Annotated in this window: 21 protein-coding genes and 1 pseudogene; 13 read left to right on the plus strand and 9 right to left on the minus strand. The window is 71.7% G+C overall.

The features are described from left to right. Positions 1-154 precede the first annotated feature (154 nt). The 4 genes and pseudogenes from AB0E05_RS23020 (at position 155) to AB0E05_RS23035 (ending at position 2,104) form a co-directional block, all read left to right on the plus strand. Positions 155-424 carry a hypothetical protein gene (locus AB0E05_RS23020; protein ID WP_361966386.1) on the plus strand — a complete coding sequence of 90 codons (270 nt, stop codon included), beginning with the start codon at positions 155-157 and terminating at the stop codon, positions 422-424. Between the two features lie 18 nt (positions 425-442). After that, positions 443-835, plus strand: coding sequence for a hypothetical protein (locus tag AB0E05_RS23025; protein WP_361966388.1), 393 nt, complete (start codon positions 443-445; stop codon positions 833-835). 23 nt (positions 836-858) lie between these two features. Beyond that, positions 859-1,200 (plus strand): annotated as a pseudogene (locus tag AB0E05_RS23030) (S8 family serine peptidase); the annotation flags it as partial. A gap of 187 nt (positions 1,201-1,387) precedes the next feature. Continuing rightward, a complete protein-coding gene (locus AB0E05_RS23035) occupies positions 1,388-2,104 on the plus strand; it encodes a hypothetical protein (RefSeq protein ID WP_361966497.1) in 717 nt (238 codons plus the stop codon). 119 nt (positions 2,105-2,223) lie between these two features. Here AB0E05_RS23035 and AB0E05_RS23040 read toward each other — a convergent pair whose 3' ends face one another. Then, entirely contained in the window at positions 2,224-3,165 is a 942-nt protein-coding gene (locus tag AB0E05_RS23040; protein WP_361966390.1) for an oxygenase MpaB family protein, read from the minus strand. Positions 3,166-3,410: 245 nt separating this feature from the next. Between AB0E05_RS23040 and AB0E05_RS23045 the strand changes: the two genes are divergently transcribed. Next, on the plus strand, positions 3,411-3,839 hold the full coding sequence (locus AB0E05_RS23045) for a nuclear transport factor 2 family protein (protein WP_361966392.1): 429 nt from the start codon (positions 3,411-3,413) through the stop codon (positions 3,837-3,839). A 160-nt stretch (positions 3,840-3,999) separates the two neighbouring features. On the opposite strand, the gene AB0E05_RS23050 is transcribed toward AB0E05_RS23045, so the two are convergent. After that, entirely contained in the window at positions 4,000-5,679 is a 1,680-nt protein-coding gene (locus tag AB0E05_RS23050) for an ATP-binding cassette domain-containing protein (protein ID WP_361966394.1), read from the minus strand. Between the two features lie 720 nt (positions 5,680-6,399). On the opposite strand from AB0E05_RS23050, the gene AB0E05_RS23055 reads away from it, so the two are divergent. From AB0E05_RS23055 to AB0E05_RS23065, 3 genes are all read left to right on the plus strand, one after another. Further along, positions 6,400-7,626 (plus strand): Cmx/CmrA family chloramphenicol efflux MFS transporter, encoded by a 1,227-nt coding sequence (locus AB0E05_RS23055; protein WP_361966396.1) that lies wholly within the window; start codon positions 6,400-6,402, stop codon positions 7,624-7,626. Positions 7,627-7,721: 95 nt separating this feature from the next. Further along, positions 7,722-8,675, plus strand: a complete 954-nt coding sequence (locus AB0E05_RS23060; protein WP_361966398.1) for a hypothetical protein — start codon at positions 7,722-7,724, stop codon at positions 8,673-8,675. Between the two features lie 58 nt (positions 8,676-8,733). Further along, a complete protein-coding gene (locus AB0E05_RS23065; protein WP_361966401.1) occupies positions 8,734-9,186 on the plus strand; it encodes a GNAT family N-acetyltransferase in 453 nt (150 codons plus the stop codon). Between the two features lie 28 nt (positions 9,187-9,214). On the opposite strand, the gene AB0E05_RS23070 is transcribed toward AB0E05_RS23065, so the two are convergent. From AB0E05_RS23070 to AB0E05_RS23080, 3 genes are all read right to left on the minus strand, one after another. Next, positions 9,215-10,201, minus strand: coding sequence for an aldo/keto reductase (locus tag AB0E05_RS23070; RefSeq protein WP_361966403.1), 987 nt, complete (start codon positions 10,199-10,201; stop codon positions 9,215-9,217). Between the two features lie 112 nt (positions 10,202-10,313). Then, positions 10,314-10,655: a hypothetical protein gene (locus AB0E05_RS23075; protein WP_361966405.1), complete on the minus strand. Its 342-nt coding sequence runs from the start codon at positions 10,653-10,655 to the stop codon at positions 10,314-10,316. Between the two features lie 171 nt (positions 10,656-10,826). Then, the gene (locus AB0E05_RS23080; RefSeq protein WP_361966407.1) at positions 10,827-12,179 is read right to left on the minus strand and encodes a M64 family metallopeptidase; all 1,353 of its coding nucleotides are present in this window, start codon (positions 12,177-12,179) and stop codon (positions 10,827-10,829) included. A 170-nt stretch (positions 12,180-12,349) separates the two neighbouring features. On the opposite strand from AB0E05_RS23080, the gene AB0E05_RS23085 reads away from it, so the two are divergent. Next, a complete protein-coding gene (locus AB0E05_RS23085) occupies positions 12,350-13,780 on the plus strand; it encodes a tetratricopeptide repeat protein (protein WP_361966409.1) in 1,431 nt (476 codons plus the stop codon). Positions 13,781-13,814: 34 nt separating this feature from the next. Here AB0E05_RS23085 and AB0E05_RS23090 read toward each other — a convergent pair whose 3' ends face one another. Together AB0E05_RS23090 and AB0E05_RS23095 are read right to left on the minus strand one after the other, a co-directional pair. Beyond that, complete coding sequence (locus AB0E05_RS23090) at positions 13,815-14,933, minus strand: amidohydrolase family protein (protein WP_361966411.1); 1,119 nt, start codon at positions 14,931-14,933, stop codon at positions 13,815-13,817. Between the two features lie 145 nt (positions 14,934-15,078). Next, positions 15,079-16,341: a serine hydrolase domain-containing protein gene (locus AB0E05_RS23095; RefSeq protein ID WP_361966413.1), complete on the minus strand. Its 1,263-nt coding sequence runs from the start codon at positions 16,339-16,341 to the stop codon at positions 15,079-15,081. 202 nt (positions 16,342-16,543) lie between these two features. On the opposite strand from AB0E05_RS23095, the gene AB0E05_RS23100 reads away from it, so the two are divergent. Further along, on the plus strand, positions 16,544-17,515 hold the full coding sequence (locus AB0E05_RS23100; RefSeq protein WP_361966493.1) for a zinc-binding dehydrogenase: 972 nt from the start codon (positions 16,544-16,546) through the stop codon (positions 17,513-17,515). A gap of 275 nt (positions 17,516-17,790) precedes the next feature. Next, a complete protein-coding gene (locus AB0E05_RS23105) occupies positions 17,791-19,491 on the plus strand; it encodes a lysyl oxidase family protein (protein WP_361966415.1) in 1,701 nt (566 codons plus the stop codon). Between the two features lie 142 nt (positions 19,492-19,633). On the opposite strand, the gene AB0E05_RS23110 is transcribed toward AB0E05_RS23105, so the two are convergent. Beyond that, entirely contained in the window at positions 19,634-20,218 is a 585-nt protein-coding gene (locus AB0E05_RS23110; protein ID WP_361966417.1) for an ATP-binding protein, read from the minus strand. 167 nt (positions 20,219-20,385) lie between these two features. Here AB0E05_RS23110 and AB0E05_RS23115 point away from each other — a divergent pair, with 167 nt between their 5' ends. Continuing rightward, positions 20,386-20,622, plus strand: a complete 237-nt coding sequence (locus AB0E05_RS23115) for a DUF397 domain-containing protein (RefSeq protein ID WP_361966419.1) — start codon at positions 20,386-20,388, stop codon at positions 20,620-20,622. An 86-nt stretch (positions 20,623-20,708) separates the two neighbouring features. Then, positions 20,709-21,629: a helix-turn-helix transcriptional regulator gene (locus tag AB0E05_RS23120; protein WP_361966421.1), complete on the plus strand. Its 921-nt coding sequence runs from the start codon at positions 20,709-20,711 to the stop codon at positions 21,627-21,629. 60 nt (positions 21,630-21,689) lie between these two features. Here the strand turns inward: AB0E05_RS23120 and AB0E05_RS23125 are convergent, their stop codons facing one another. Beyond that, positions 21,690-22,502: an SAM-dependent methyltransferase gene (locus AB0E05_RS23125; protein ID WP_361966495.1), complete on the minus strand. Its 813-nt coding sequence runs from the start codon at positions 22,500-22,502 to the stop codon at positions 21,690-21,692. Positions 22,503-22,894: the final 392 nt, after the last annotated feature.

The following is a 22,894-nucleotide window of genomic DNA, read 5'->3' on the forward strand; positions in this document are numbered from 1 at the left end:
CCCTCGGATCGGCTCCGTTATCACCGGCTTTCGGGGAACCCCACGAGCCCGACGCACGCTCCTTGAGAGGGACCGAACTTCCTCATCTCCACTCTCCCTCTGTAGCGTGTTGCAGCACGGAAGAAACGGAAGAAGAGCACTCGTCGCGTTTGCCATGGCTACGGCGACCTCGGCGGCCGGGTTCACCGGCCCGGTCGTCGCGGCCACACCCGAGGCCCGCGCCGCCGCCCCGACGCAGCAGACCGCCCGGCCGACGACCGAAGGGCGCCCCACCGAGGTCGTCCTGATCACCGGTGACACGGTGGCGGTGGACGGCTCGGGCCAGGTGGTCCGGATCGAGCAGGGACCCGGCCGCAAGGGGATCCCCGTCCACGTCACCCAGCGCGGCGACCGGACCTTGGCCATCCCGATGGATGCTCAATGACTGATCTCCGAAGGCAGGTTGGACGAGCGGTTGTTCGACGTCACGGAGCTGTCCCGGCCCGAGTACCGGACACCGGGCGGGCTCGGCCTGATCGTGCGGTACCGGGGCGCCGCGAAAGCGCCGAGGGCGGCGGTCAAGGAAACCGTCGCCGCCTTGGCCAAGGCCGGAAAGGTCAAGCGCGAGCTGCCGGTGCTCAACGCCCGGGCGGTGTGGGTGAAGGACGCGGGCGGCGCGGCGAAGGTGTGGGAGACGCTCACCAGCGCCGTTGCGAAGGCAAAGATGGACCGCACCTCGACCCCGGGTGTGGAGAAGGTCTGGCTGGACGCCCAGTACCGTTCTACGCTGGAGCACAGCGCGGTGCAGATCGGTGCGCCCGCGGCGTGGCAGGCGGGGTACGGCGGCCGGGCGTGAAGATCGCCGTCCTGGACACCGGGATGGACGAGACCCACCCCGATCTGACGGGTCGTCAATTTGCCGAGTGCAACTTCTCGACCGTGGGCGCGGTCGACGGGCTCGACAACATCGCGAGGTTTTCCGGGGCCGGCCCGACCGTCTCAGACGGGGGCATGAAGCCGGACGTCACCGCACCAGGAGTGAGCATCACGGCCGCCGTGCCAGGAGGCGGCTACGCGCCCAAGTCCGGTACGTCGATGGCGACGCCACACGCGGCCGGTGCTGCGGCGGCACTGAAACAGAAGCACCCCACGTGGCGGGCCGAGGCGCTGAAGGGCGCCCTCGCCGGCTCGGCGAAGCCCGGGCGGTGGTCGGTCTTCCAGCAGGGCCACGGACGGATCGACGTGTCCGCCGCACTCGCCCGGACCGTACTCGTGGAGAGCCCGACCCTGTCCTTCGGCCGGCAGGGTCGACGTCACCGCCGACACCCGCGCGGGCACCGTCGACGGCCTGTACACCGCCGATCTGACGGCGACGGGCGGCGGGCAGACGATCCGCTCGCTCGGGGTGGTGGACCGCGAGATCGAGTCGTACGACCTGACCATCAAGCACATCGGACGGGACGGGCAGCCCGCGCCTGGCTTCGTCACGCTCCTGGCGGGGATGACCGGCCTGGGGCACGACAAGACCTACGACCTGAACCATTACCAGTACTCCCCCACCCACACGCTGCCCGTGCCCGCGGGAAGCTACTTCCTGACCTCCTTGATGTATGACCAGTCGGTCCAGTCGCCGGTCGACGTGGTCAACCGGCCGTATGTGAACGTCGACCGGGACACCACGGTGACCCTGGACTCCCGGATCACCAAACCGATCCGGATCACCGTCCCCGACCCCACAGCCACCAGCATCTGGACCAAGGGGCCCGCTGAGAGCTACCAACTGGCCCATCTCGTGAAGGGCCGTACGCTGCCCACGGGCTTCGAGAAGGACGTCACGAAGGACGAGCTGGCGACGATCACCGCGGAGTTGGGCAGCCCCGTCGCAGGCAGCACCGGTGTTCTGGAGGCCACGGCCCGGTTCTACAACGGGTGGAGCACCTTCGGGCAGACCGCGGCGACCGTTGCGCTACCGGGCAAGACGACCATGCACGTCAACACCGCCGGGGTGCGCTGGCACCTGGCGATGCAGGAGCAGCGACCGGCGGGCTCCGGGGCTGAGCGCCACGTACACCCACGACCGGAACGCCGTGGTGTCGACCAGGGTCAGCGCCGAGTGGACCTTTGAACCAGACGATCCGCAACGCCTACCGGGGCCGCTGACCCGCGGGCGACGCACACCGGGGCCCCGCGCCAGCGCGCGGGGCCCTCCTCGCTCCCCCGCCCGACGACGCACCGGGGCGCGGTTCACTCCACAGAAGGCTCAGAAGGCTTCTCGGCCCCCGATGCGGTCACGGCCGCGGGTGGGCGCCCCGCGTGGTCCACCGGGCACCATTTGAGGCCGGGCACCGGGAAGGTGCCCAGGTCGGCGAGGCGATAGCCCTGCCGATACCCCTTGATCTCACGGTTCTGACGACCGAAGCGGGGGACGCGCCGGGGCGGCATGAGGCGGACGAGCCGGCCGCGCAGCCGCAGTGCGCCGTCGACCGCAGCGCGCAGGGCGAAAGCCGGCTCCGGGTAGCGGAAGGCGCGGCGCAGCGGTTCGTCGAGCAGGGCCGTGCTGGCGGCGCGGACGGCAGGGCGGAGGGCGCGCGGGTACCAGGACGCCATCAGCGCCAGGGTGGACTCGGCGACCTCGTGGCCTCCCTCGTCCCAGCCGAAGTGCTCGGCCTCGTAGGAGTCCAGGCACTCCTCGAACTCCTCGAAGGTGACGGGGATCTGCTGGATGCCCATGTGGCGGCCGAGGTGGCGGTAGTACCCGACGCAGGCCCGCAGTTCCACGTCGGTGAGCCGGCGCCAGCCGTACCGGTCGATCCACCGCTTCGGCATCACGACGAAGGTGCACAGGACGTAGCGCATGTCGTCGTTGCTGATGGCGTAGCTGCGGTGCATCTGGTTGATGCGCCGGATCGCGGTGCGGCCCCGCTCGTCGTCGAAGCCGTGCTCGACAACAGCGTCCAGGAGCAGGGCGGTGTCGTCGTACCGCTTCTGGGCCCGCGTGCCGAACTCGGCGGTACGGGCCAGCAGGGCGCCGATGCTGGGGACGGCGTAGGTGCGGAAGAGGGCCAGTTCGAGCGACCGGCTGAAGTCCCAGGGGAACTCGTGGGTCGCTATGAGCTGGTACATGCGGTGGAAGTCCCGCTCGGGGTCCATTCGCTGGATCTGCTTGAGCCGGTCGTAGCGCTCCACCGCGCGGTCCCCTCGTTCGTCATCAACGGGTCCTCCCACCCTAGTCGTTCACCGATCACCGGGCGATACGGCCCGCGCCGCAACGATCGACCGGCGCGCGGGTTGAAGGGCCCCACTCCCACCATTCATGATCGTTTGAGCAGGCACCCCCGGCGCCACCCGTGACCTAATCAAGTTTGACTAGCGCGCAACGAGGGGATACTCTCGCAGTAGTCAAGTTTGATCAACCCTGATGAGGAGAGCGCGTGCCCCAGCTTCCCGACGCCGGATACACCCCGACTGCCGACGAACTCGCCAGCATCGACGCCTGGTTCACGGAGTACGACGCGGCTGCCGCGCGGCGCGACATCGAGGAGATGGCCGACGTCGCGGTCTTCCCGCTCAACCTCGTCAGCGACAACACCGCCGGCGAGGGCGCCTCGGCCCAGTGGGACCGCAAGCAGTTCGTCGAGACCATGACCCATGTGATGGGCGAGGGCTCCGAGGACATCACCTTCGAGTCGGTCCGCACCCCCGTCTTCCTGAGCTCCGCGATGGTCGTCGTCTTCACCGACTCGACGATGACGGCGGGCGAGGCCACCCAGCAGCTCCGGTACGCCGACATCCTGATCAAGCAGAACGGGAAGTGGGCGTTCCAGACCATGGCGCAGGGCGGCTGGGGAGACAACCTCTGACAGCCCTCTGCCGATGGAGGTTCATCGACGGACCTCCATCGATCGGGCCTTCACTGGCCGACCTCCGCTGACGGACCTCTGCCAACGGTCCGCGAACACCGAAGAACCGGGCCCCGGACGCTGTCGTCCGGGGCCCGGCCCTTTGTCCTGCCGCTGCGGATCACCGCTTCATCACCGCGTCCGCCACCTCCTGCGCCGTGGTGTCGCACAGGCTCTGGTCCATCAGAAGCCAGCGGGTGATGCCGATGGACCGCAGGAACGGCAGGTCGTGGCTGGCCACGACGAGCGCTCCCTCGTACGACTTCAGCGCCGAGGTCAGCTGCTGCACGCTGGCCATGTCGAGGTTGTTGGTCGGCTCGTCCAGCAACAGCAGTTGCGGGGCGGGCTCGGCCAGCATCAGCGCGGCCAGGGCCGCCCGGAAGCGTTCGCCGCCGGACAGCGTCCCGGCCCGCTGATCCGCCCGCGCCCCCTTGAACAGGAAGCGGGCCAGCCTCGCGCGGACGTGGTTGTTCGTCGCCTGCGGGGCGAACCGTGCCACGTTCTCGGCCACCGTCAGCCCGTCGTCGAGGACGTCGAGCCGCTGGGGCAGGAAGCGGTGCGGCACCTGGACGACGGCCTCGCCGGCCACCGGCGCCAGCTCGCCGACGAGGGTGCGCAGGAGCGTGGTCTTGCCCGCTCCGTTGCGTCCCACCAGCGCGATCCGCTCGGGCCCGCGCAGGGTGAACTCCCCCGCCACGCGCGCTCCGTGCGCCAGGTGCAGCTCGCGGAGGGTGAAGACGGTGCGCCCCGCGGGGACGGCCGTCCCCGGCAGGTCGACGCGGATCTCGTCGTCGTCGCGCACCGCCTCCACCGCCTCGTCGAGGCGACCCTTCGCATCGGCGAGTCGCTCCTCGTGCATGATGCGGTGCTTGGCCGCGGAGACCTGGGCCTGCCGCTTGCGCTCGCCCATCACGACCTTCGGCTCGCGCTTGGTGTCCCACATCTTCTGGCCGTAGCGCCTGCGTCGGGCCAGCTTGACCTGGGCGTCGGCCAGTTCGCGCTGCTGCTTGCGCAGATCGGACTCCGCCACGCGGACCATCCGCTCGGCCGCCTCCTGTTCGGCGGCGAGCGCCTCCTCGTACGCGGAGAACGTGCCCCCGTACCAGGTGATGCCGCCGCCGCGCAGGTCGGCGATCTGATCGACGCGCTCCAGCAGCTCCCGGTCGTGGCTGACCACCACCAGCACCGACGACCACCCCGCCACGGCGTCGTACAGACGCCGCCGGGCGTGCAGGTCGAGGTTGTTCGTCGGCTCGTCCAGCAGCAGTACGTCGGGCCTGCGCAGCAGCAGTGCGGCCAGCCGCAGCAGCACGGACTCGCCGCCGGAGACCTCGCCGACGGTGCGGTCCAGGCCGATGTCGGCGAGCCCGAGGCCGCCGAGGGTGGCGAGCGCCCGCTCCTCGACGTCCCAGTCGTCGCCGACGGCCGTGAAGTGCTCCTCCCGGACGTCGCCCGCCTCGATGGCGTGCAGCGCGGCCCGGGTGTCGGCGATGCCGAGGACCTCGTCGACCCGTAGGGCGGTGTCGAAGGTGACGTCCTGCGGCAGGTAGCCGACCTCGCCCGTCACCTTGACGGCGCCCGCGGCCGGCCGCAGCCGGCCCGCGATCAGCTTCAACAGGGTCGACTTTCCCGATCCGTTGAGGCCGACGAGGCCGGTGCGACCGCCTCCGAAGGCGGTCTGGAGCCCGTCGAAGACGGGGGTGCCGTCCGGCCAGGCGTACGTCAGGTCGGTGACGGCGATGGAGGCGGTGGAGGGGGAGGCGGAAGGAAGGGAGGTGCGGGAAGTGGGCTGAAGAGACATGGGCGGCCTCGCGGTTGCTTGGTCGTGGGTGGGGGCAACGCGTGGGCGATACCGCTCGGCGTGGCGACCTGGGCTCCCGAAGGGCCGGGCGAAGAGGCCCGAGAAGGACCTGCTGCGGCGGGGAGGACGGCTGTGGCGTCGAGGTCGCGTACGGCGAGGATCCGTGCGGCGCTGCGCACGGGCACACGAGGTGCGGTATCGCGAGACCTCAGACGAGCAACGTCCAACTCCGATCGACGGCAACAAGTTCGCTATACACCGTAGAAGACCGTGGGGAGGGCGTCAACACTTTTCCGGAAGAAGCTCGGAAGAGGCCCGAAAGAGCCTGGCTGAAGCCCGGAAGGAGGCGGCGGACGGAAACCGGGTGGACGCACCCGGCGTCTCGTCCCTAGGGTGACCCCGTGAGCAGCCCCGAGGCATCAAGACGCTAGCCACCGGTCTTCCGGTGGCCTCTTGCCGTACCGCGTGACGTGCCGCCCGCACTCTGTGTGCCGGGCCTCGCGTCCTGACGCCGTACCCGCCGCCGAAGCACCGTCGCATGGGCCGCCCTTCTCCAGGACGTCGCGCACCGTCTGATGTCGCGTGCCGCAGTCCCGGCCCGCGGCCCTCCTCTCCCCCTTATCTTCTTGCGCGGTCGAGCCGTGCCCGTCGTGCGGCGACGCCCTGCGTCGCGCCGACGGGCACGGCCCTCGCCGCCCTGTCACCACCGTGGAGTGCTTCGTGCCACCCGCCGTCTATCTGCTCGCCCTGGCCGTCTTCGCCCAGGGCACCTCCGAATTCATGCTCTCCGGCATCGCACCGGACATCGCCGGGGACCTCGGGGTGTCCATGGCCAGTACCGGCGCCCTGACCAGCGCCTTCGCCATCGGTATGGTGATCGGTGCGCCGCTGATGGCGACGCTCAGCCTGCGCTGGCCCCGCCGCCGGGCGCTGCTCGCCTTCCTGACGGTCTTCATGGCCGTGCACGTCGTCGGCGCGGTCACCGACAGCTTCGCCGTCCTGCTGGCCACCCGGGTCGTCGGCGCCCTCGCCAACGCCGGCTTCCTCGCCGTGGGCATGGCGACCGCGACGTCCCTGGTGCGGCCCGACGCCAAGGGGCGGGCGATCTCCGTGCTGATCTCCGGCGTCACGCTCGCCTGCATCGCGGGCGTCCCGGCCGGCGCGGTCCTCGGTCACGTCTGGTCCTGGCGCGCGGCGTTCTGGGCCGTGGCGCTGGTCTGCGTACCGGTCGTGATCGCGATCCTGCGCTCGGTGCCCACGTCCGCGCCCGTGGACGAGCCCCGCAACGCGGACGCGGCCGCATCCGCTCGGGCCGAAGCACCGAGCGCTCGGCGGGAGTTGCGGGAGCTGCGCCGGCCCCGGCTGCTGGTGACCCTCGCCCTGGCTGCCCTGGTCAACGCGGCGACGTTCGGCACCTTCGCCTTCCTGGCCCCGGTGATGACGGACGTCGCCGGTCTCGGGGAGGGCGCGGTGCCCGTGGTGCTGGCGCTCTTCGGCATCGGGTCGTTCGTCGGCGTCACCCTCAGCGGCCGGATGGCGGACACCCGGCCGATGCGACTGCTGGTGCCCGGCGGCGCAGCTCTGTTGGTCGGCTGGGTGCTGTTCGCGCTGACGGCGAGCAGCCTTACGGTCGCGCTGTTCCTGGTGTTCGTGCAGGGTGCGCTGTCGTTCGCGGTCGGTGCCACGCTGATCACGCTGTCGGTGTACGAGGCACCCGGCGCGCCCACGCTGGGCGGTGCGTACGCGACGGCGGCGATGAACGTCGGGGCCGCGCTGGGTCCTGGCGTGGCGGGAGCCGCGATCGGTGCCGGCCTCGGCTACCGCGCGCCGCTGTGGTCGAGCGCGGCGCTCGTGGCGTCGGCCGTCGTGCTGGCGGGTGCGGCCCGGGTCGTCGGTCGGTCGCGTGCCGCCGCCCGAACCACCGGGGCCGCGGCGCCGACGCCGTAGGGGCTGCGCGGGCCGGGTGATCCGACGGGGCCGTTGGGACGAGCCGGCGACGACGTCGCGCGGGGCGCCCGGCACGGCGACCTAGCGTTCGCCGCATGAAGACCCGGAGCCCTCGCACCCGCCGCCCGTCCCGTCCGTTGCGCGCCGTCGGTTGGACGGCCGCGGTCGCCGCCTCGCTGCTCTGCCTCGCTTCCGTCCCGTCGTCGGCCGCCGTGGACGGGGACTGGCTGCCGGCGGGGCTCGGCATCACCTCCGGCATCAGCGGCCTCGCGGTCGCGGGCGCCACCGGCACCGGAGACCTGCTCGCCGTCCACGACAACAAGCACGCCGGTCAGCGCCGGCTGTCCCGGATCCAGGTGGCGGGGAACGAGGCGCAGGTGTGGGAGGTGCGGTGGGACGGGGAGCGGCTGCCCGTGGACCTGGAGGCGCTTTCCGACGTACCGGGCCGCCCCGGAGAGTTCGTCGCCCTGGAGAGTTCCGGGCGTGCGTACCACCTCCGGTGGGCGTCCGGCGCGGCGCGGGTGCTCAGGGAGTTCACCGTCCCCGACGTCGCACCGGGCGACAACTACGAGGGCTTCGCCCTCACCAGCAGCGGCGGACGTCTGGTGGCGGTGTGGGCGCACCGGGGTCAGGACGAGGACCCCGGTGTCCTCGCCACGGCCCGGCTCGACTGGGCGACGCTGGCCTTCGGCCCGCGCGTCTCCACACCGGTCACGGTCCCCTACCCCGGGCAGGACGTACGGCACGTCAGCGATGTGGACGTCACCTCGTCGGGGCAGGTGGTGACCACGGCCGCGTCCGACCCCGGTGACGACGGCCCCTTCGACAGCGCGGTGTACGACCTCGGTCGGGTCACCATTCCCGCGGGTGGCGAGCCCGTGCTGGAGTTGCGCGCCCAGCCGCTGCGGCTCGGGACGTTCGCGGGCCACAAGGTCGAAGGGGTGGTCTGCGCCCCCGGCGCACCGTCCACCGCCCTGGGTTCGGACGACGAGAACCTGGGCGCCGCCGTCCGCCGCGACGACCTGTGTCCGTCCGTCATCGCGCCCTGACGTCGTTCGGGAGGGGCCGACGGCCCCTGGCAGCACCGCTCTTGCGAGGATGCGGTGCATGAACGTGACCGTAGACGGGGCGACCACGGACGACTTCCACCGCGTGCTCGCCGACCACCACCGCTATTGGGGCGAGCGCGACATGCGCTCCCTGCACCTGCTCGCGATGGTGCAGGAGTTCGGGCCGACGTGTCTGGTGGCGCGTCGGGGGGAGGCGGTGATCGGCTACGTCTTCGGCTTCACCACGCCCGCCGGCACCGGGTACGTCCATCTGGTCGCCACCCGTGACGACGTGCGCGGAACGGGCCTCGGGCGGCGGTTGTACGGGGCGTTCGCCGAGGCCGCGCAGGCGCAGGGGGCGACCGCGCTGAAGGCGATCACCTCCCCCGCCAACTCCGGGTCGATCGCCTTCCACCACTCCCTCGGGTTCGCCTCGTCCCCGGTGGCCGACTACGACGGGCGGGGCCGGACGATGGTCGTCTTCACCCGCGCCCTGCCCCTGGTCGGCTGACCCGGCGGCGGGCCGCCGGCGTGGCTGCTCAGCCCGCTTCGTCGAGCCGGGTGCGCTGCTCCTGCGTCAGCTCCAGGTCGACCGCGGCCAGGCTCTCGTCGAGCTGGGCCACCGAGGAGGCGCCCACCAGCGGGATCATCGGGATCTCGCCGCCGATCAGCCAGGACAGCACGACCTGGTTGACGGTGGCGCCGGTCTCCTTCGCCACCGCCGCGAGCGCGGCCAGCCGCGGTGCGGTGCCCCCGTGGTCGAAGTCCGGCCCGAGCGGGCGGTCGTCGCGGGTGTAGGCGCCGCTGAGCAGCGGGGTGTAGGCGACCATCGTGAGCGCGGGGTCCTGGCGCAGTTGGCTCAGCAGGTCGCCGGAGACCACGCCGAAGGGGCCGTCGGGGGCGTGGGGGTCGGGCCGGTCGACGCGGCGGCGCAGATAGCTGTGGTGGTACTGGAGGACCTGGAAGCCGGGCAGTGCGCCGGCCTCCGCGATCGCCCGGGCGCGCTCCACCTCCCACGCCCAGTGGTTGCTGACCCCGAGCAGGCCCACGGTGCCCTCGGCAACGAGGGCTGCGAAGCCCTCGACGGTCTCGCGCAGCGGTGTCTTCGGGTCCCGGATGTGGGCGTACAGCAGCGGCAGCCGGTCCATGCCGAGGCGCTCGCGGCTGGCTTCGGCGGAGGCGCGGACGGTGTCGGCGGACAGCCCTTCGGGGTTGTCCAGGTATCCGGTGCCGGGGGCGAGGGGGCGGGCGCCGAGCTTGGTCGCGATGGTGACCTCGTCGTCGATGCCGCGGCTGGCGCGCCAGCGCCCGAGCACCCGCTCGCTCTCGCCGCCCTGGGTGTCGCGGAACCAGTACGCGTAGGTGTTGGACGTGTCGATGAAGGTGCCGCCCGCCTCGACGTAGCGGTCCAGGAGTGCGAAGGCGGTCGCCTCGTCGGTGCGGGTGCCGAACAGCATCGCGCCGAGGCTGAGCACGCTGACCTCGCGGCGGGTGGCCGGGTCGGTGCCGATCTGGCGGTACTTCATGGGTGTCCCCTCGTCCGCGCCCGCGGTGTTCACGGGCTACGGACGGGAGCTTGTCCGCTGGAGCGCACTCCAAGTCAAGTGCCGCCGCGTCGACGGGGCCAACGGCTCCGGCTCAGGGCTCGGGCGACTCGGCGCGCGCGGCCATGATGTCGGTCTCGTACTGGTCGACGACCTGCTCGGCGCTGCGGCCGGAGTACCGGGCGACCTCGTCGACCGTGGCCACCGCCCAGTTGGCCAGGGACAGGGCGAAGGCGATCAGCGCGTCCTCGCCCTGGGTGCGGCGCACGCCGAGGAGGTACGCGAGGTTCAGATACGGCACCAGTTCCGGGGACTGCTCGGTGTTCTGTCTGACCAGGGCGATCGTCGTCCGTGTGGCCTCCGCCCGCAGCGGCAGCAGCCGCTCCCGTTCGGCCTGGACCTCGACGAGCATGCGCCGGCGTGCTTCCTCGTCCACGCGCCCCTCCCGGTGACGACGCCTTCCACCCCGTCCACCGTACGGAAACAGCGCGGCCCGGGAGGGGGAAACGGTCCACCGCCCGCCCCGTGAGCGAGCGGTGGCGGTGTGCTCACCCGTACGGGCGAACGCACGGCCGACACTGCACGCGCGTTCGCCCCTGGCCGGGCGTCAGAGGCGGACCTTCCAGTTGACGGCCGACTTCATGGTGGCGGCGACCTTGGGGTCCCGCACCGAGGCGGTGCGGTCCTCGGCGGTGACGGTCAGGGTGTGGGTGCGGCGGTCCACCAGGTAGCGGGCGACCTCCGCGACCCGGATCTGGGTACGGCCCGCGAGCCGGCGCACCTCCTTGCCGTCCAGGTACCAACGGACCGTGAGCTGCTTGGTGCCCTGGCCCGCGAGCTTGACGACGTCCGCCTTCGCGGTGTTCCGCACGCGCAGCGTGGAGTCGGCGGGCGTCACGGCGGTCAGCGGCTGAGCATGGCGGTAGAAGCCGGCGATCATCGCCTCGACGCCGGGCAGGTTGAACGGCTTGTCGACGGACCGCATCATCGAGTTGTCGGTGGGGCGGTTGAGGCCCTTGACGAAGTACCCGCCGCCTTCGTACGCGCCGACCGCGCCCCCGTCGGGCGAGGTCTCGCCGAGCCAGCGGTGCCACTTGACGCGCTGGGCGGCGATGTCGGCGGCGGAGAGGGTGGAGATGTTGCTGTCGCCCGGCTCGGGGCCGGTGTACTGCTCGTAGCCCGGGTAGCCGGGGTAGAAGTACTCGTCGGCGAGCTTGCCGAGCGAGTGGCCGGTCTCGTGGATGGCGACCTGGCCGGACTTGGCGTTGCCCGCGGAGGCGGTGGCGATGCCCTCGTAACCGAGGGTCGGGCTCGGCTCGTTGTAGCCGGCGCCGCCGTACTTGGTGCTGTTGGCGAGGACGATCACGAGGTCGGCCTCGGGCGCCTTGGCCACGTAGCGGTCCAGCTTGACCTGGTCGACGCAGAGCAACCGCTCGATCTCGCCGCACCAGAAGTAGGAGCCCACGGCGGTGTCGCGGACGGTGGCCCGGTCCGGGTCGCCGCTGACGCCGGACTCGTTGGACACGGCGTCGACCGCCCATATGTTGAACATGCCCTCGTACGTCGTGTACGGCTCGACGGCGGAGGTCTGGGCCCAGATCTCCTTGGCGTCGGTGTGGAACTGCGGGAGTTCCGCGGCGGTGTAGCCGTCGCCGACCACGACGATGTCGAGTCGGTCGTCGGTGGCGCCGTTGTCGACGAGCTTGGTGACCCGGCCGTCCTCGGCGTTCTCGGCCGCGGACAGCCTGGCCTGCGGCCGGTCCCGGCCGTTCTGCGGGACGACGACGTGGCCGGATCCCGCCGCTGATCCGCGCTCGGGGCCGGGGACCTCGACCTCCACCATCGGCCGGTCGGGGGGCGAGGCGGCGACGGCCGCGCCACCGGGTGCAACGGCGACGACGGCGGTGACGACGGCGGCCACGGCGGTCGCCGCGGTGCTCCTGCGCACGGCTCGGCGCATGGGATCCCCTCCCCGGGAAGAGTTAAGCATCTTGTTAACCTCCATGAAATGCGTGCTTAAGTTAGGGGTCGGGGCCCCGTCGGCGCAATGGTCGGACCGACCCGAAGTCACAGCGGCGGCCCGCGATACTGAGCCCGGCACACGGAGGCATCCGAGCGGATTGGGGCCCGATGAAGGAACAGGCCGAGCAGGCCGAGCACACCGACCAGGCCGGGCGGTCGGCGCACGCCGAACCGGCGGCGCCGACGGCACGGGCCGAGCCGACGGCGCAGGCCGACATCGGCCGCCGGGTGCGCCAGCTGCGCAAGCAACGGGGGATGACCCAGCGTCAGCTCTCGGAGCCGGCGTACACCCCGGCGTACGTCTCCACGGTCGAGGCCGGCAAGGTCCGCCCCTCCGAGACCGCGCTCCGCTTCTTCGCGGAACGCCTCGACACCTCGGTGGAGGAGCTGACCACCGGCCGCCCCGCCCGGCTGGCGACCGAGCTGCGGTACGCCCTCACCGACGCCCAACGGGAACTGGCCACCGGCTCCGCCGCCGAGGCCGCCGTCCGCTTCGAGCAGCTGCTGGCACAGGCGGTGGAGCTGGACCTGGCCCCCGAGCAGGCGGAGTCGCTGCTCGGGCTCGGCGACTGCGCCCTGGAGACCGGGGAGCTGGACGTGGCACGCGACCGCTTCGAGGAGGCGGAGCGGCTGCTCGCGGACGCCCCGCTGCCCAAGCGCGCCCGGGCGGTCCGCGGCCGGGCGGTGGCACACCTCCTCGCCGGCGAACTGCGGTACGCCTGCTATCTGTTGGAGTCGGCGATCGACGGGCTCAGCACCAGCGGCCTGGCCGACCCGGAGGCGCTCGTCCTGTTGTACGCGGCGGTCATCGGCCCGTACATCGACATGGGTGCGCACGCACGGGCCGCGCACGCCGCCGAGGTCGCCCTGGCGCTGACGCCCCGGGTCAGCGATCCGGCGCTGGTCGCGGGGATGCACCGCCAAGTGGCCCGTACCTTCCTCGCCGAAGGACGCATCGCGGACGCGGACGCCTCACTCGCCGAGGCCCAGACGATCTACCGTCAGCTGCGCCTCGGCACGGATCTGGCACACTGCCACTGGATGCGCGGCTACGTCCACGCCCAGAACGGTGAACTGGACCTGGCGGAAAGGGAGTTGCGCACGGCGCGGGAGATGCTGACCGCCCGCCGGGCCACCTTGTACACGGCACAGGTGGAGGTGGAGTTGGCGGACGTGCTGCGCCGACTGGGCCGCTTCGACCAGGCGGCCGAGGTCGCGACGACGCTGCTGCGGCTGGGCGACCGGCACGGCGCGGTGCACGCGGGCGGTGCGCACCGGCTGCTCGGCCTGATCGCCGAGGAGCGCGGTGACGCCGAGGAGGCCGAGAAGCACTACGTCCAGGCGCTGGCGTTCCTGGAGCGCAGCGGCGCCAGCGGGGACCTGGCCGACCTCTGTCGGCTGCTGGGCGATCTGCTGCGCCGCGCGGGGCGGACGGAGGCGGCGATGGACGCGTACCGCACGGGGTTGGGCCACCAGGCCGCCCCGGGGACGACCACGCTGGGGCCGCCCCCGGCCGCTCCCCCGCGCCCGGACCACTGACGTACGGGCCGGCTGTCGCCCGCCGCCGTGGCCGTCAGCGCGCGGCGGCGGTGCGGCGGCCGGCGAGGGCCGGCATCAGGCGCAGCGCGTTCTCCCGGTTGACGCGCCGTCGCTGCAAGGTGGTCAGTCCGCTCTCGCGGTCCAGGGCGGGCGCGGCGACGTCGCTGATGGTGCCGGCGGGGCTGGCCGGCCAGTCGCTGCCGTACAGGATGCGGCCGGGGTCGGCGGTGGCGAACAGCGCCGCGGCGGACGCCGCGCCCATCGGCGCCGCCGTGTCGAAGTAGAAGCGGTGCAGGTAGTCCCGTACGCGTGCGGGCTCGATCTCGGGGGTGAGGAAGCCGGCGAACGCCGCCATGCGGTCGGCGATGAAGGGCAGGAAGCCCCCGCCGTGCGGCAGGATGAAGGACAGGTCGGGGTACCGGTCCAGGGTGCCGTTGAGGATCAGGTTCACCGCGGCGCGCGTGGTGTCCAGGGGAAAGTCGCAGAAGAAGCTCGGCACGCCCGGCACGGCGTGCTGCGCGGGATCGCTGCCGGGCAGTTCGTGCGGATGGGTGTTGATCACGGCGGAGCGTTCGTTCAGCTCCGCCAGGAGCTTGTCGTGGGAGGCGTCGCCGAGGTAGACGCCGCGGGTGTTCGCCCGCATCTGGACGCCGACGGCGCCGAGTTCGTCCAGCCCGCGGGCGAACGACCAGCGGGAGGTCTCCAGGTCGTCGGGGAAGAGCGGGGCGAAGAAGGCGAACCGGTCGGGGTGGGCGCGCGTCAGTTCGGTGACGGCCTCCTGGGCGACCGTGATGCTCTCGCGCAGTTGGGCCCGGTCGCGGAAGCCGCGGACGGGCATGGCGAGGCTGACGACGGCGGTGGCGATGCCGGCCTGGTCCATCACGGCCAGGGTGTCGTCCAGCTCCCACTCGGTCCACCAGGGCAGTTGCGCCGGGTTGACGAGTTCCTGGGCGGTCGCCCAGGTGCGCCAGGCGGGTGCGGTGTAGTGGTGGTGGACGTCGATCCGGGCGTTGCTGGCGTCCGCTCCGGCCCGGCCGTCGGGGGCGGGCCGGCGGGCGTCGGCCCGTACGGTGTCGGCGACGGTCGCCGCCGCGACGGCCGGGGCCATCAACAGCACGCTGCGGCGGCCGACGGCCGGGCTCACTTCTGGCATGTCGCTACCCTGCCTGGTCAGTGGGGGTGGAGGTCGGTCCCACTGTGCGGTGGGGCGGGGCGATTCCCCGGGCGACACACGCCGGCGACCGGCCGTGATCGCTCGAATGCAGGGGCGGGCCCGTCGGGGCGGGCGCGGCGGCCCTTCAGGAGGACGGCAGGTCGAAGACGTGGTCGGGGGTGACGATCCGGGTGACGGCCTGTCCGAAGAGGGTGCTGGGCTCGGTCTGGTCGTGGGTGACGTCCGTGTTGAGCAGGACGACCAACGTCGCCCTCTCCTCGGGGAGGTACAGCGTCAGCGACTCGTAGCCGGGCAGCGAGCCGTTGTGGCCGATCCACCCCTGGACGTTGAAGATGCCCAGGCCGTAGCCGGCGCCGGGGATCGTCGTCGGACCGGTCTTCAGCCGCTCGGCCTGGGTGGCGGGGGTCAGCAGGGTGCCGGTGGCCAGCGTCTTGGCCCAGCTGCGCAGGTCCTCCAGGGTGGAGATCATCGCACCGGCGGCCCAACCCCAGGAGGGGTTCCAGTCGGTGGCGTCCTCGATCTGGCCCGATGCGGTCTGGTCGGTGTAGCCGTGGGCGTGCGGGCTCGGGAACCGGGCGTCCGTGGGGAAGAGGGTGTCGTCGAGGTGGGCCGGGTCCAGCACGTTCTTCTGCACGTAGCGGTCCAGCGGCAGGCCGGTGACCTCCTCCACCACCAGTCCCAGCAGGATGAGGTTGGTGTTGGAGTAGTCGAACTCGGCGCCGGGCGGGAACTGGACGGGGTGCTTGAAGGAGTAGCCGAGCAGTTCGCGCGGGGTGAAGGGGCGGTACGGGTCGGAGGTCAGGGCCTTGAAGAAGCCGTCGTCCTCCGAGTAGTTGAACAGCCCGCTGCGCATGCCGGCGAGGTCGCGCAGGGTGATCCGGTCTCCGTCGGGCACGCCGTCGACGTACTTCCCGATCGGATCGTCGAGGCCCACCTTCCCCAGGTCGACGAGTTCGAGCAGGGCGGTGACGGTGAACGTCTTGGTCTCGCTGCCGATCCGCATGAACAGATCGGGCTCCATGGGTGCACCGGTGGCCTTGTCGGCCACGCCGAAGGTCCGTACGTAACTGCCCTTGCCCTCGACCCACAGCCCGACCGTCACCCCGGGCACCGAAGCCTCCCGCATGACCTGCTGGACCGCTGCGTCCAGCAGGTCATGCGGGAGGCGTCGTCGGGCGTCGAGTTCGGGGAAGGCGGTGTCGGAGGGGGAGGGCGGGGTGGTGACGCCCGGGGACACGGCCCGGGCGGGGTCCGGTGCGGCGACGGTGTGCACGGCCCGCGCCGCTGGCGCACCGTGCACGAGCCCGGTCGACGCGGGTACGAAGAGCGCCCCGACCAAGGCCGCGACGATGCCCGTCCTGCGCCAACGCGGAGTTGCACTGCTCACGGCGGTCCTCCCTGTCAAACGGAGGGGACGGCGGTCCCACCAGCCTAGGTCGGCGCGCCACCGGCCGCACGGCGAGCCCGGTCCGTACGCCATCGGGGCCCACTCCCCCGTCGCCGCAGCCCAGCTCAGGCGCCCCGGGGCCGGCCGTGGACCACGATGGGGGCGATCCAGCACCCGAGGAGGAACCGTGACCCCCACGACCATGCGCGCCGTCGTCCTCGATCGCCCCGGCGGCGTGGAGGAACTGCACCTGCGGACGCTGCCCCTGCCCGAGCCGCGGCCGGGGTGGGTGCGGATCGCGGTGGAGGCGTTCGGCTTGAACCGCTCCGAACTCCACACCCGGCTGGGACTCGCCGAGGGCGTGAGCTTCCCCCGGGTGCTGGGCATCGAGGCGGTGGGGACCGTCGACCTCGACCCCGACGGCGTCCTCGCACCGGGCGGGCGCGTCGCGACGATGATGGGCGGGATGGGGCGCACGTACGACGGCGGGTACGCCGAGTACGTGGTCGTCCCGCGCGCCCAGGTGATCCCGTTCGAGTCGTCGCTGCCGTGGGAGACGCTGGGGGCGCTGCCGGAGACCCTCCAGACCGCCTACGGCTCGCTGACCGTCGGGCTCGATCTGCAAGCGGGGCAGACGCTGTTGATCCGGGGCGGGACCTCAGCGCTCGGGCTCACCGCCACGACGCTCGCGAAGGACGTGGGCGCCACCGTCCTCGCCACCACCCGCAACCCCGATCGCCTCACGGGCCTCACCGAGCACGGCGTCGACCATCCGCTCGTCGACGACGGCCGGGTGGCCCGGCAGGTCAGGGAGGTCTTCCCGGACGGCGTGGACGCGGGGCTGGAGCTCGTCGGCACCCCGACGCTGCCGGACACCCTGGCCGCGACGCGGGTGCACGGCACGGTCTGCTTCACCGGAATGCTCTCCAACGAGTGGCTCGTGCACGACTTCTACCCGATCTCCTATCTGCCGCGCGGCGTTCGACTGGCCGCGTACGGGGGCGAGGCGGACGACCTGCCGGCCGCGGTGTTCCAGCGGCACGTGGACCGGATCGCGTCGGGCGACCTCGCGCCGGGCCCCGTCCATGTGTACGCCCTCGACGACATCAGGACCGCGCACGACGACCTGGAGCACAACCGGCGCCCCGGCAAGCTCGTCGTCCGCACCCGATGACGCTCGACTCCCCCACCCGTAACTCACCCGGCACGTAGCACAGTTGACGACGCCGTGAAGGACTTCGGGGTCTCCACGGCCTGAAGAGCACCCTGTTGGGCGTTTTCTGGACAACGATCGGCGTTCCGCCCCTCACAGACAACCCACAGACTCGCGATCCTCTCTGGAGGGGTGGCCACGGGATTCGCCGTCGGGCTCGACCACCCGAGGGAAGCGGCCCGTGTGCCGATCGACCGACCTGCCGTGGTCGGTGACACTCGTCCGAACGAGGGGCAATGACCAGACATCACCGCGCACGACTGTGGCGCTCCGGGCTCGCCTCAGCGGCGGCCCTGACGGTGGCCGCGGGCATCACGGGGGCCACGCCCGTGTCCCGGGCCACCCCGGCGCAGCCCAAGCTGAGCCTGATCGCCGCGTCCGACTCCGTGGTCCTCGACCGCTACGTGGGGGAACCCGGCGAGCCGTCCGGCGTCTATCTCGACCTCGGCACGTATCTCGCCGTCGAGGGGCCGGCGTTGGAGTTCCGGGTGACGCGGGCTTCGTACAAGGATCCCGTGGTCGCCCGCCAGATCATCCGCAACGGGACCAAGACGGTCACCAAGACCCTGCCGAAGGGGCTCGTCAAGGACTTCTCGGGGCTGCCCGACTTCCTCCAGATCACCCTCGCCGACTCGACGGGCAAGGTGGTCGCCTCGCAGAAGGAGAACTTCTGCCCGAACAACGCCGCCAGCCGGATCCGTCCCGACGGCCCGGCGAAGGCCAAGTTCCCGGAGAGCTGCCCCACCAACCCCTTCACCCTGGGCTCGGTCTGGGGGATCCAGCACGGTTGGGCCGCCAATGTGTACGCGCCCTTCTACGGTGCGCCGCTGGACGTGCCGGACGGCCAGTACGCGGCGACGGTGTCGGTCGCCAAGAAGTACCGGGACCTGTTCGGCATGCCCAACAAGCCCCAGAAGCTCAAGGTCACCGTGCGGACGCCACCGTCGGCCCCGTCGGGTGAGGGCGCACGCGCGTCGGCAGCCGGCGGGCACGGGTCCCACGGAAGCGGGCACGGCGGGCACGGAGCGCCGAAGTCCACCCCGGGTCTCGGCCGCGCCCACCTCCAGGGGTACGGCGTCGACACCCCGGCGCCCCCGGCGCTGCCCTGGGCGCTGAAGAAGGAGGGCCTGAAGGCCGCGGCGGCCGGTGACGGACCCGGGCGCACGGACGGTTCGCGCATCGCGCCGCCGCGCCAGCCGGCGGCGAAGCGGCCGACCTCGCGCGCATCGGTGCCGGCGAACGTCCCCAAGCCCGACCTGCGGGCGCTGCCGGCCTGGGACATCTTCATCTCCGCCGGCCCGGAGGGGGAGGCGCCCGGTCGCGACCACCTCGCCTTCAGCAGCACCACCTGGAACGCCGGGCCCTCGCCGCTGGTCGTGGACGGCTTCCGCCAGGCCAACAAGGGCCTGATGGACGCGTACCAGTACTTCTACGACGCGAAGGGCAAGCAGGTCGGCTACGCCCCCACCGGCACCATGGAGTGGGACCCGCGCGAGGGCCACGTGCACTGGCACTTCACGGACTTCGCCGCGTACCGGCTGCTCAAGGCGGACCAGAAGGAGGTCGTGCGCAGCGACAAGGAGGCGTTCTGCCTGGTGAACACGGACGCCGTGGACTACACGGTGAAGAACGCCAACTGGCATCCGTTCAGCACCGACCTCGGCAGCGCGTGCGGCGAGGAGAACTCGATGTCGGTGCGGCAGTCGCTGGACGTCGGTTCGGGTGACACCTACGCCGGCTACCTGCCCGGTCAGACCTTCGACATCACGGACGTGCCCAACGGCACGTACTGGATCCAGATCGTCGCCAACCCCGACAAGCGGCTGAAGGAGACCGATCTGACGAACAACACCTCGCTGCGGAAGGTCGTCCTCGGCGGCAAGCCGGGCGCCCGCACGGTGACCGTGCCGCCGCACGATCTGATCACGTCCCGCTGACGCCGCGCGGGGCCGGCGCTGCCGAGCCCCGCTCCCGTCGCCACCAGGGCCCGGTCGCGCCGTCCGCGCGGCCGGGCCCCGCCGCGTCCGGGGCGGCGGGCGAGTAGCTGGCGGATCTTGCAAAATGGTTACGGCAGAAAGGTCAAGGAAGTCCGGCGGGCAGCGGCAGGGCCGCCCAGACGGTCTTGCCGCGCGGCGGGGTCAGCTCCCAGGACCAGGACGTGCTCAGCGCTTCGATGAGCGCCAGGCCACGCCCGCCGAGCGCGCAGTCGTCCGGGGCGCGCAGGCACGGGGGGCGGGAGCTGGGGTCGGTGACGGCGCAGACCAGGTCGCCGGGGTTCAGGAAGATGCCGAGCCAGACCGGGTAGTCCCCCGTCTCCCACGCCGTGGGGTCCAGGGCGTGCTGAACGGCGTTGGTGACGAGTTCGCTCACGACCAACTCCGCGTCGGGCACGAGTCTGTCGAGCGCCCAGCCGCTCAGGGTCGAGGCGACGAAGCGGCGCGCCTGGGGCGCGTTCCGCAGCCGTCCGTCGAGTCCGCACGCGGCGAAGCCGGAGGGAGCGGGACCGGAGGGCGTCGGGCCGGTCGGGACGCCCTCGCGCCGCCCCCAGGAGGGGCCGCCCGACGGGGTCGCCCCCGAGGCCCGTGCCGATCCGGTCCCGGCTTCGTCGGTCAGGCCCGGGGTGCGGGCGCTCCTGGCCGATGAGACTGACGCATGGGTCGTCACAGATCATGTCCCCCTGGACATCAGGCACGTTGACACTCTGTCAGCAGCCACCGTCTGAGTATGTCGAGTGCTCCCGGCGAATGCAATTGCATCTGGGATTGCATTCGAGATTGCATTCGGTGGAGAGTGGAGGGGGAAGAACCCGCCGCAGGAAAGGGGCTGTTGCAGTGGCACAGGTCTACAACGGCATCTCGGCGACCGCACTGGACGCCGTGACTTGGACGAAGAGCAGTCACAGCAATGCGACCGGGAACTGCGTGGAGCTCGCCGGGCTCCCCGACGGCTCCGTCGCGATCCGCAACTCCCGGGATCCGCAGGGCCCCGCACTGATCTACACCCGCGATGAGGTGGTCGCGTTCCTCGCCGGGGCCAGGGGTGGCGAATTCGACGCTGTCGTCGGCTGAAAACCATCTTCCGAACACCCGCACCCTGCCCGCCGGGCCGGCCTTGGTGAATACTGGCGTTTTCCCCGCTTCCGCAGGAGCGCCTGATGGCTGCAGTCGAGCCGCACCAATCGTTGTTCGCCCGACCACTGGGGGCGGTGGAGAAGAACCCCACCGCCCTGAAGTTGATCCTCGGCGGCAAGCTGCGTGAGCTGCGCACGACCGCCGGGCTCGACCCGGCCGACGTGGACCGTCGCCTCGGGTTCTCGCGTTCGAAGACGAGTCGGATCGAACTGGGCAGGCACGGCTGCAAGCGCGCCGACGCCCTGGCGTTCCTCCAGCTCTACGGGGTGGCGGACGAGGGTGTCGTCGACGAGTTCATCCGGCTGGTCGAGCAGTCGCACCGGCCCGACTGGTGGCACTCGTTCAGCGACGTGCTGTCGGGGTTCTTCCAGCCGCTGGTCGCCCTGGAGGGCGCTGCCGAGCGCATCCGCACGTACGAACCGTTCTACGTGCCCGGGTTGCTCCAGGTCCCCCAGTACACGCACGCAGTGATCAAGGCCGGGCCGGGGCGGCTGCTGTCCCACGAGGCGGTGCGGCGGGTGGAGTTGCGCCAGGAGCGCCAGCACCAGCTCGACCAGCCGGACGCGCCGCGACTCTGGGCGATCATCGACGAGTCGGTGCTGTTGCGCACGGTCGGCGGCCCGGAGGTCATGCGGACGCAGTTGCGGCACCTGCTGGCGATGATGGAGCGCCCGCGGATCACGTTGCAGATCGCCCCGCTGGACGTGTCGGCGGCGGTCGGCGTGGGCACGGGCGTGACGTTCCTCAGGTTCGCCCTCGGCGACCTCAAGGACGCCGTCTACATCGAGCACCTGATGGACTCCACCTTCAGCCAGAAGCCGTCGATGGTGGAGGAGTACCGGAACATGCTGGACCGGCTGGGTGCCTGTGCGCTGACCCCGGTGGAGTCGGCGAAGGTGCTGCGCAAGCACCTCGAAGCGCTGGGCGGGCCGCAGTCGTCGTGACCGCGGCCCGCGGGTGCAGGTGACGCCGGCCCGTCAGGCCGGCGTCGATCGGGGCGGGCGTCAGCCGATGCGGGCCACGCCGCCCCACTCCAGCCACTCGTCGGTCGCCTGCACGGGCGCGAGGTCGTTGTCCGGACGCCAGGTCGAGACCTCCACGAGTCCCGGCTCCAGGATTTCGAGGCCGTCGAGGTAGGCGGCGACCTCTTCCTGTTCGCGCACCCGGCCCCAGTGCCCGCCGGTGGCCTGGTCCATGAAGTCGGTGACGTACTTGCGGATCTCGGGGCGGTCGCTGACCAGTTGGCACACGACCAGGAAGCTGCCGGGGACCAGCCGCTCCGCCACCCGTCGGACCAGGGCCGCCGGGTCGCTCTCGTCCGGGATGCAGTGCAGCACCGAGACGAAAAGGGCCGCTACGGGTTGGCTGAAATCAATCAGCCGCGTCGTCTCCTCGTGGCTGAAGATCTCGTCGGTGTCACGCATGTCGGCCTGGATGACGGCGGTGCGCTCGTTCTCGTCGAGCAGGGCGCGGCCGTACGCGAGCACGATCGGGTCGTTGTCGACGTAGACGACCCTGGAAGTGGGGTCGACGGCCTGGGCCACCTGGTGGACGTTGTCCTGGGTGGGCAGACCGGAGCCGTGGTCGACGAACTGACGGATGCCGTAGTCCTGGGCGAGCACGCGCACCACGCGCTGGAGGAAGCGGCGGTTGTTGACCGCGAGCACCTTGGTGCTGGGGACCTGCTTGAGCAGCTCCTCGCTGGCGATGCGGTCGGACTCGTAGTTGTCACTGCCCCCCAGGTAGTAGTCGTACATCCGTGCCACGCTCGGCACCGTCGTGTCGATGGCGTCCGGGCGCCACGACTCCTCTTGCATCCAGTACTCACCCGTGTCAGTCGAGAGCGTCAGCGGTAGGGCGCCCATGCTAAGGAGCGTGACGACGCCGGTACAGGCCGTTGACGAAGCAACTGCCGTGCTAGCGCGCTTTTCAGCCAGATCGTCAGATGTTCTGCCCGGCGCCGCGGACGGCTCCGCCGCCGCACGCCGGACTCGACCACGGCACCCCTCCCCCTCCCCCGCGGTCGTGGATCAAGGATTGACCTGCGACCTCCCAGCAAGGGGGCAGTGCATCACCACGACGGGGGCGCCGCGACCGCGACACGGAGCGCGCCGGATCAGGCCGCCGGATCCAAGCATGGGATCAGGCCATACGCTCTCCGCGATCATGCACGGCGCATACGAGGGCACGGAGCGGCCGAGAGTCGATC

The sequence above is a fragment of the Streptomyces sp. NPDC048057 genome (assembly GCF_040653095.1).
Lineage (GTDB): Bacteria > Actinomycetota > Actinomycetes > Streptomycetales > Streptomycetaceae > Streptomyces.

Excerpts from the sequence above, each read along its gene's own strand:
- AB0E05_RS23020 (WP_361966386.1), top strand. The coding sequence starts at position 155 with ATGGCTACGGCGACCTCGGCGGCCGGGTTCACCGGCCCGGTCGTCGCG.
- AB0E05_RS23050 (WP_361966394.1), bottom strand. The coding sequence starts at position 5,679 with ATGTCTCTTCAGCCCACTTCCCGCACCTCCCTTCCTTCCGCCTCCCCC.
- AB0E05_RS23060 (WP_361966398.1), top strand. The coding sequence starts at position 7,722 with ATGAAGACCCGGAGCCCTCGCACCCGCCGCCCGTCCCGTCCGTTGCGC.
- AB0E05_RS23065 (WP_361966401.1), top strand. The coding sequence starts at position 8,734 with ATGAACGTGACCGTAGACGGGGCGACCACGGACGACTTCCACCGCGTG.
- AB0E05_RS23070 (WP_361966403.1), bottom strand. The coding sequence starts at position 10,201 with ATGAAGTACCGCCAGATCGGCACCGACCCGGCCACCCGCCGCGAGGTC.
- AB0E05_RS23080 (WP_361966407.1), bottom strand. The coding sequence starts at position 12,179 with ATGCGCCGAGCCGTGCGCAGGAGCACCGCGGCGACCGCCGTGGCCGCC.
- AB0E05_RS23085 (WP_361966409.1), top strand. The coding sequence starts at position 12,350 with ATGAAGGAACAGGCCGAGCAGGCCGAGCACACCGACCAGGCCGGGCGG.
- AB0E05_RS23090 (WP_361966411.1), bottom strand. The coding sequence starts at position 14,933 with ATGCCAGAAGTGAGCCCGGCCGTCGGCCGCCGCAGCGTGCTGTTGATG.
- AB0E05_RS23100 (WP_361966493.1), top strand. The coding sequence starts at position 16,544 with ATGCGCGCCGTCGTCCTCGATCGCCCCGGCGGCGTGGAGGAACTGCAC.
- AB0E05_RS23105 (WP_361966415.1), top strand. The coding sequence starts at position 17,791 with ATGACCAGACATCACCGCGCACGACTGTGGCGCTCCGGGCTCGCCTCA.
- AB0E05_RS23120 (WP_361966421.1), top strand. The coding sequence starts at position 20,709 with ATGGCTGCAGTCGAGCCGCACCAATCGTTGTTCGCCCGACCACTGGGG.
- AB0E05_RS23125 (WP_361966495.1), bottom strand. The coding sequence starts at position 22,502 with ATGCAAGAGGAGTCGTGGCGCCCGGACGCCATCGACACGACGGTGCCG.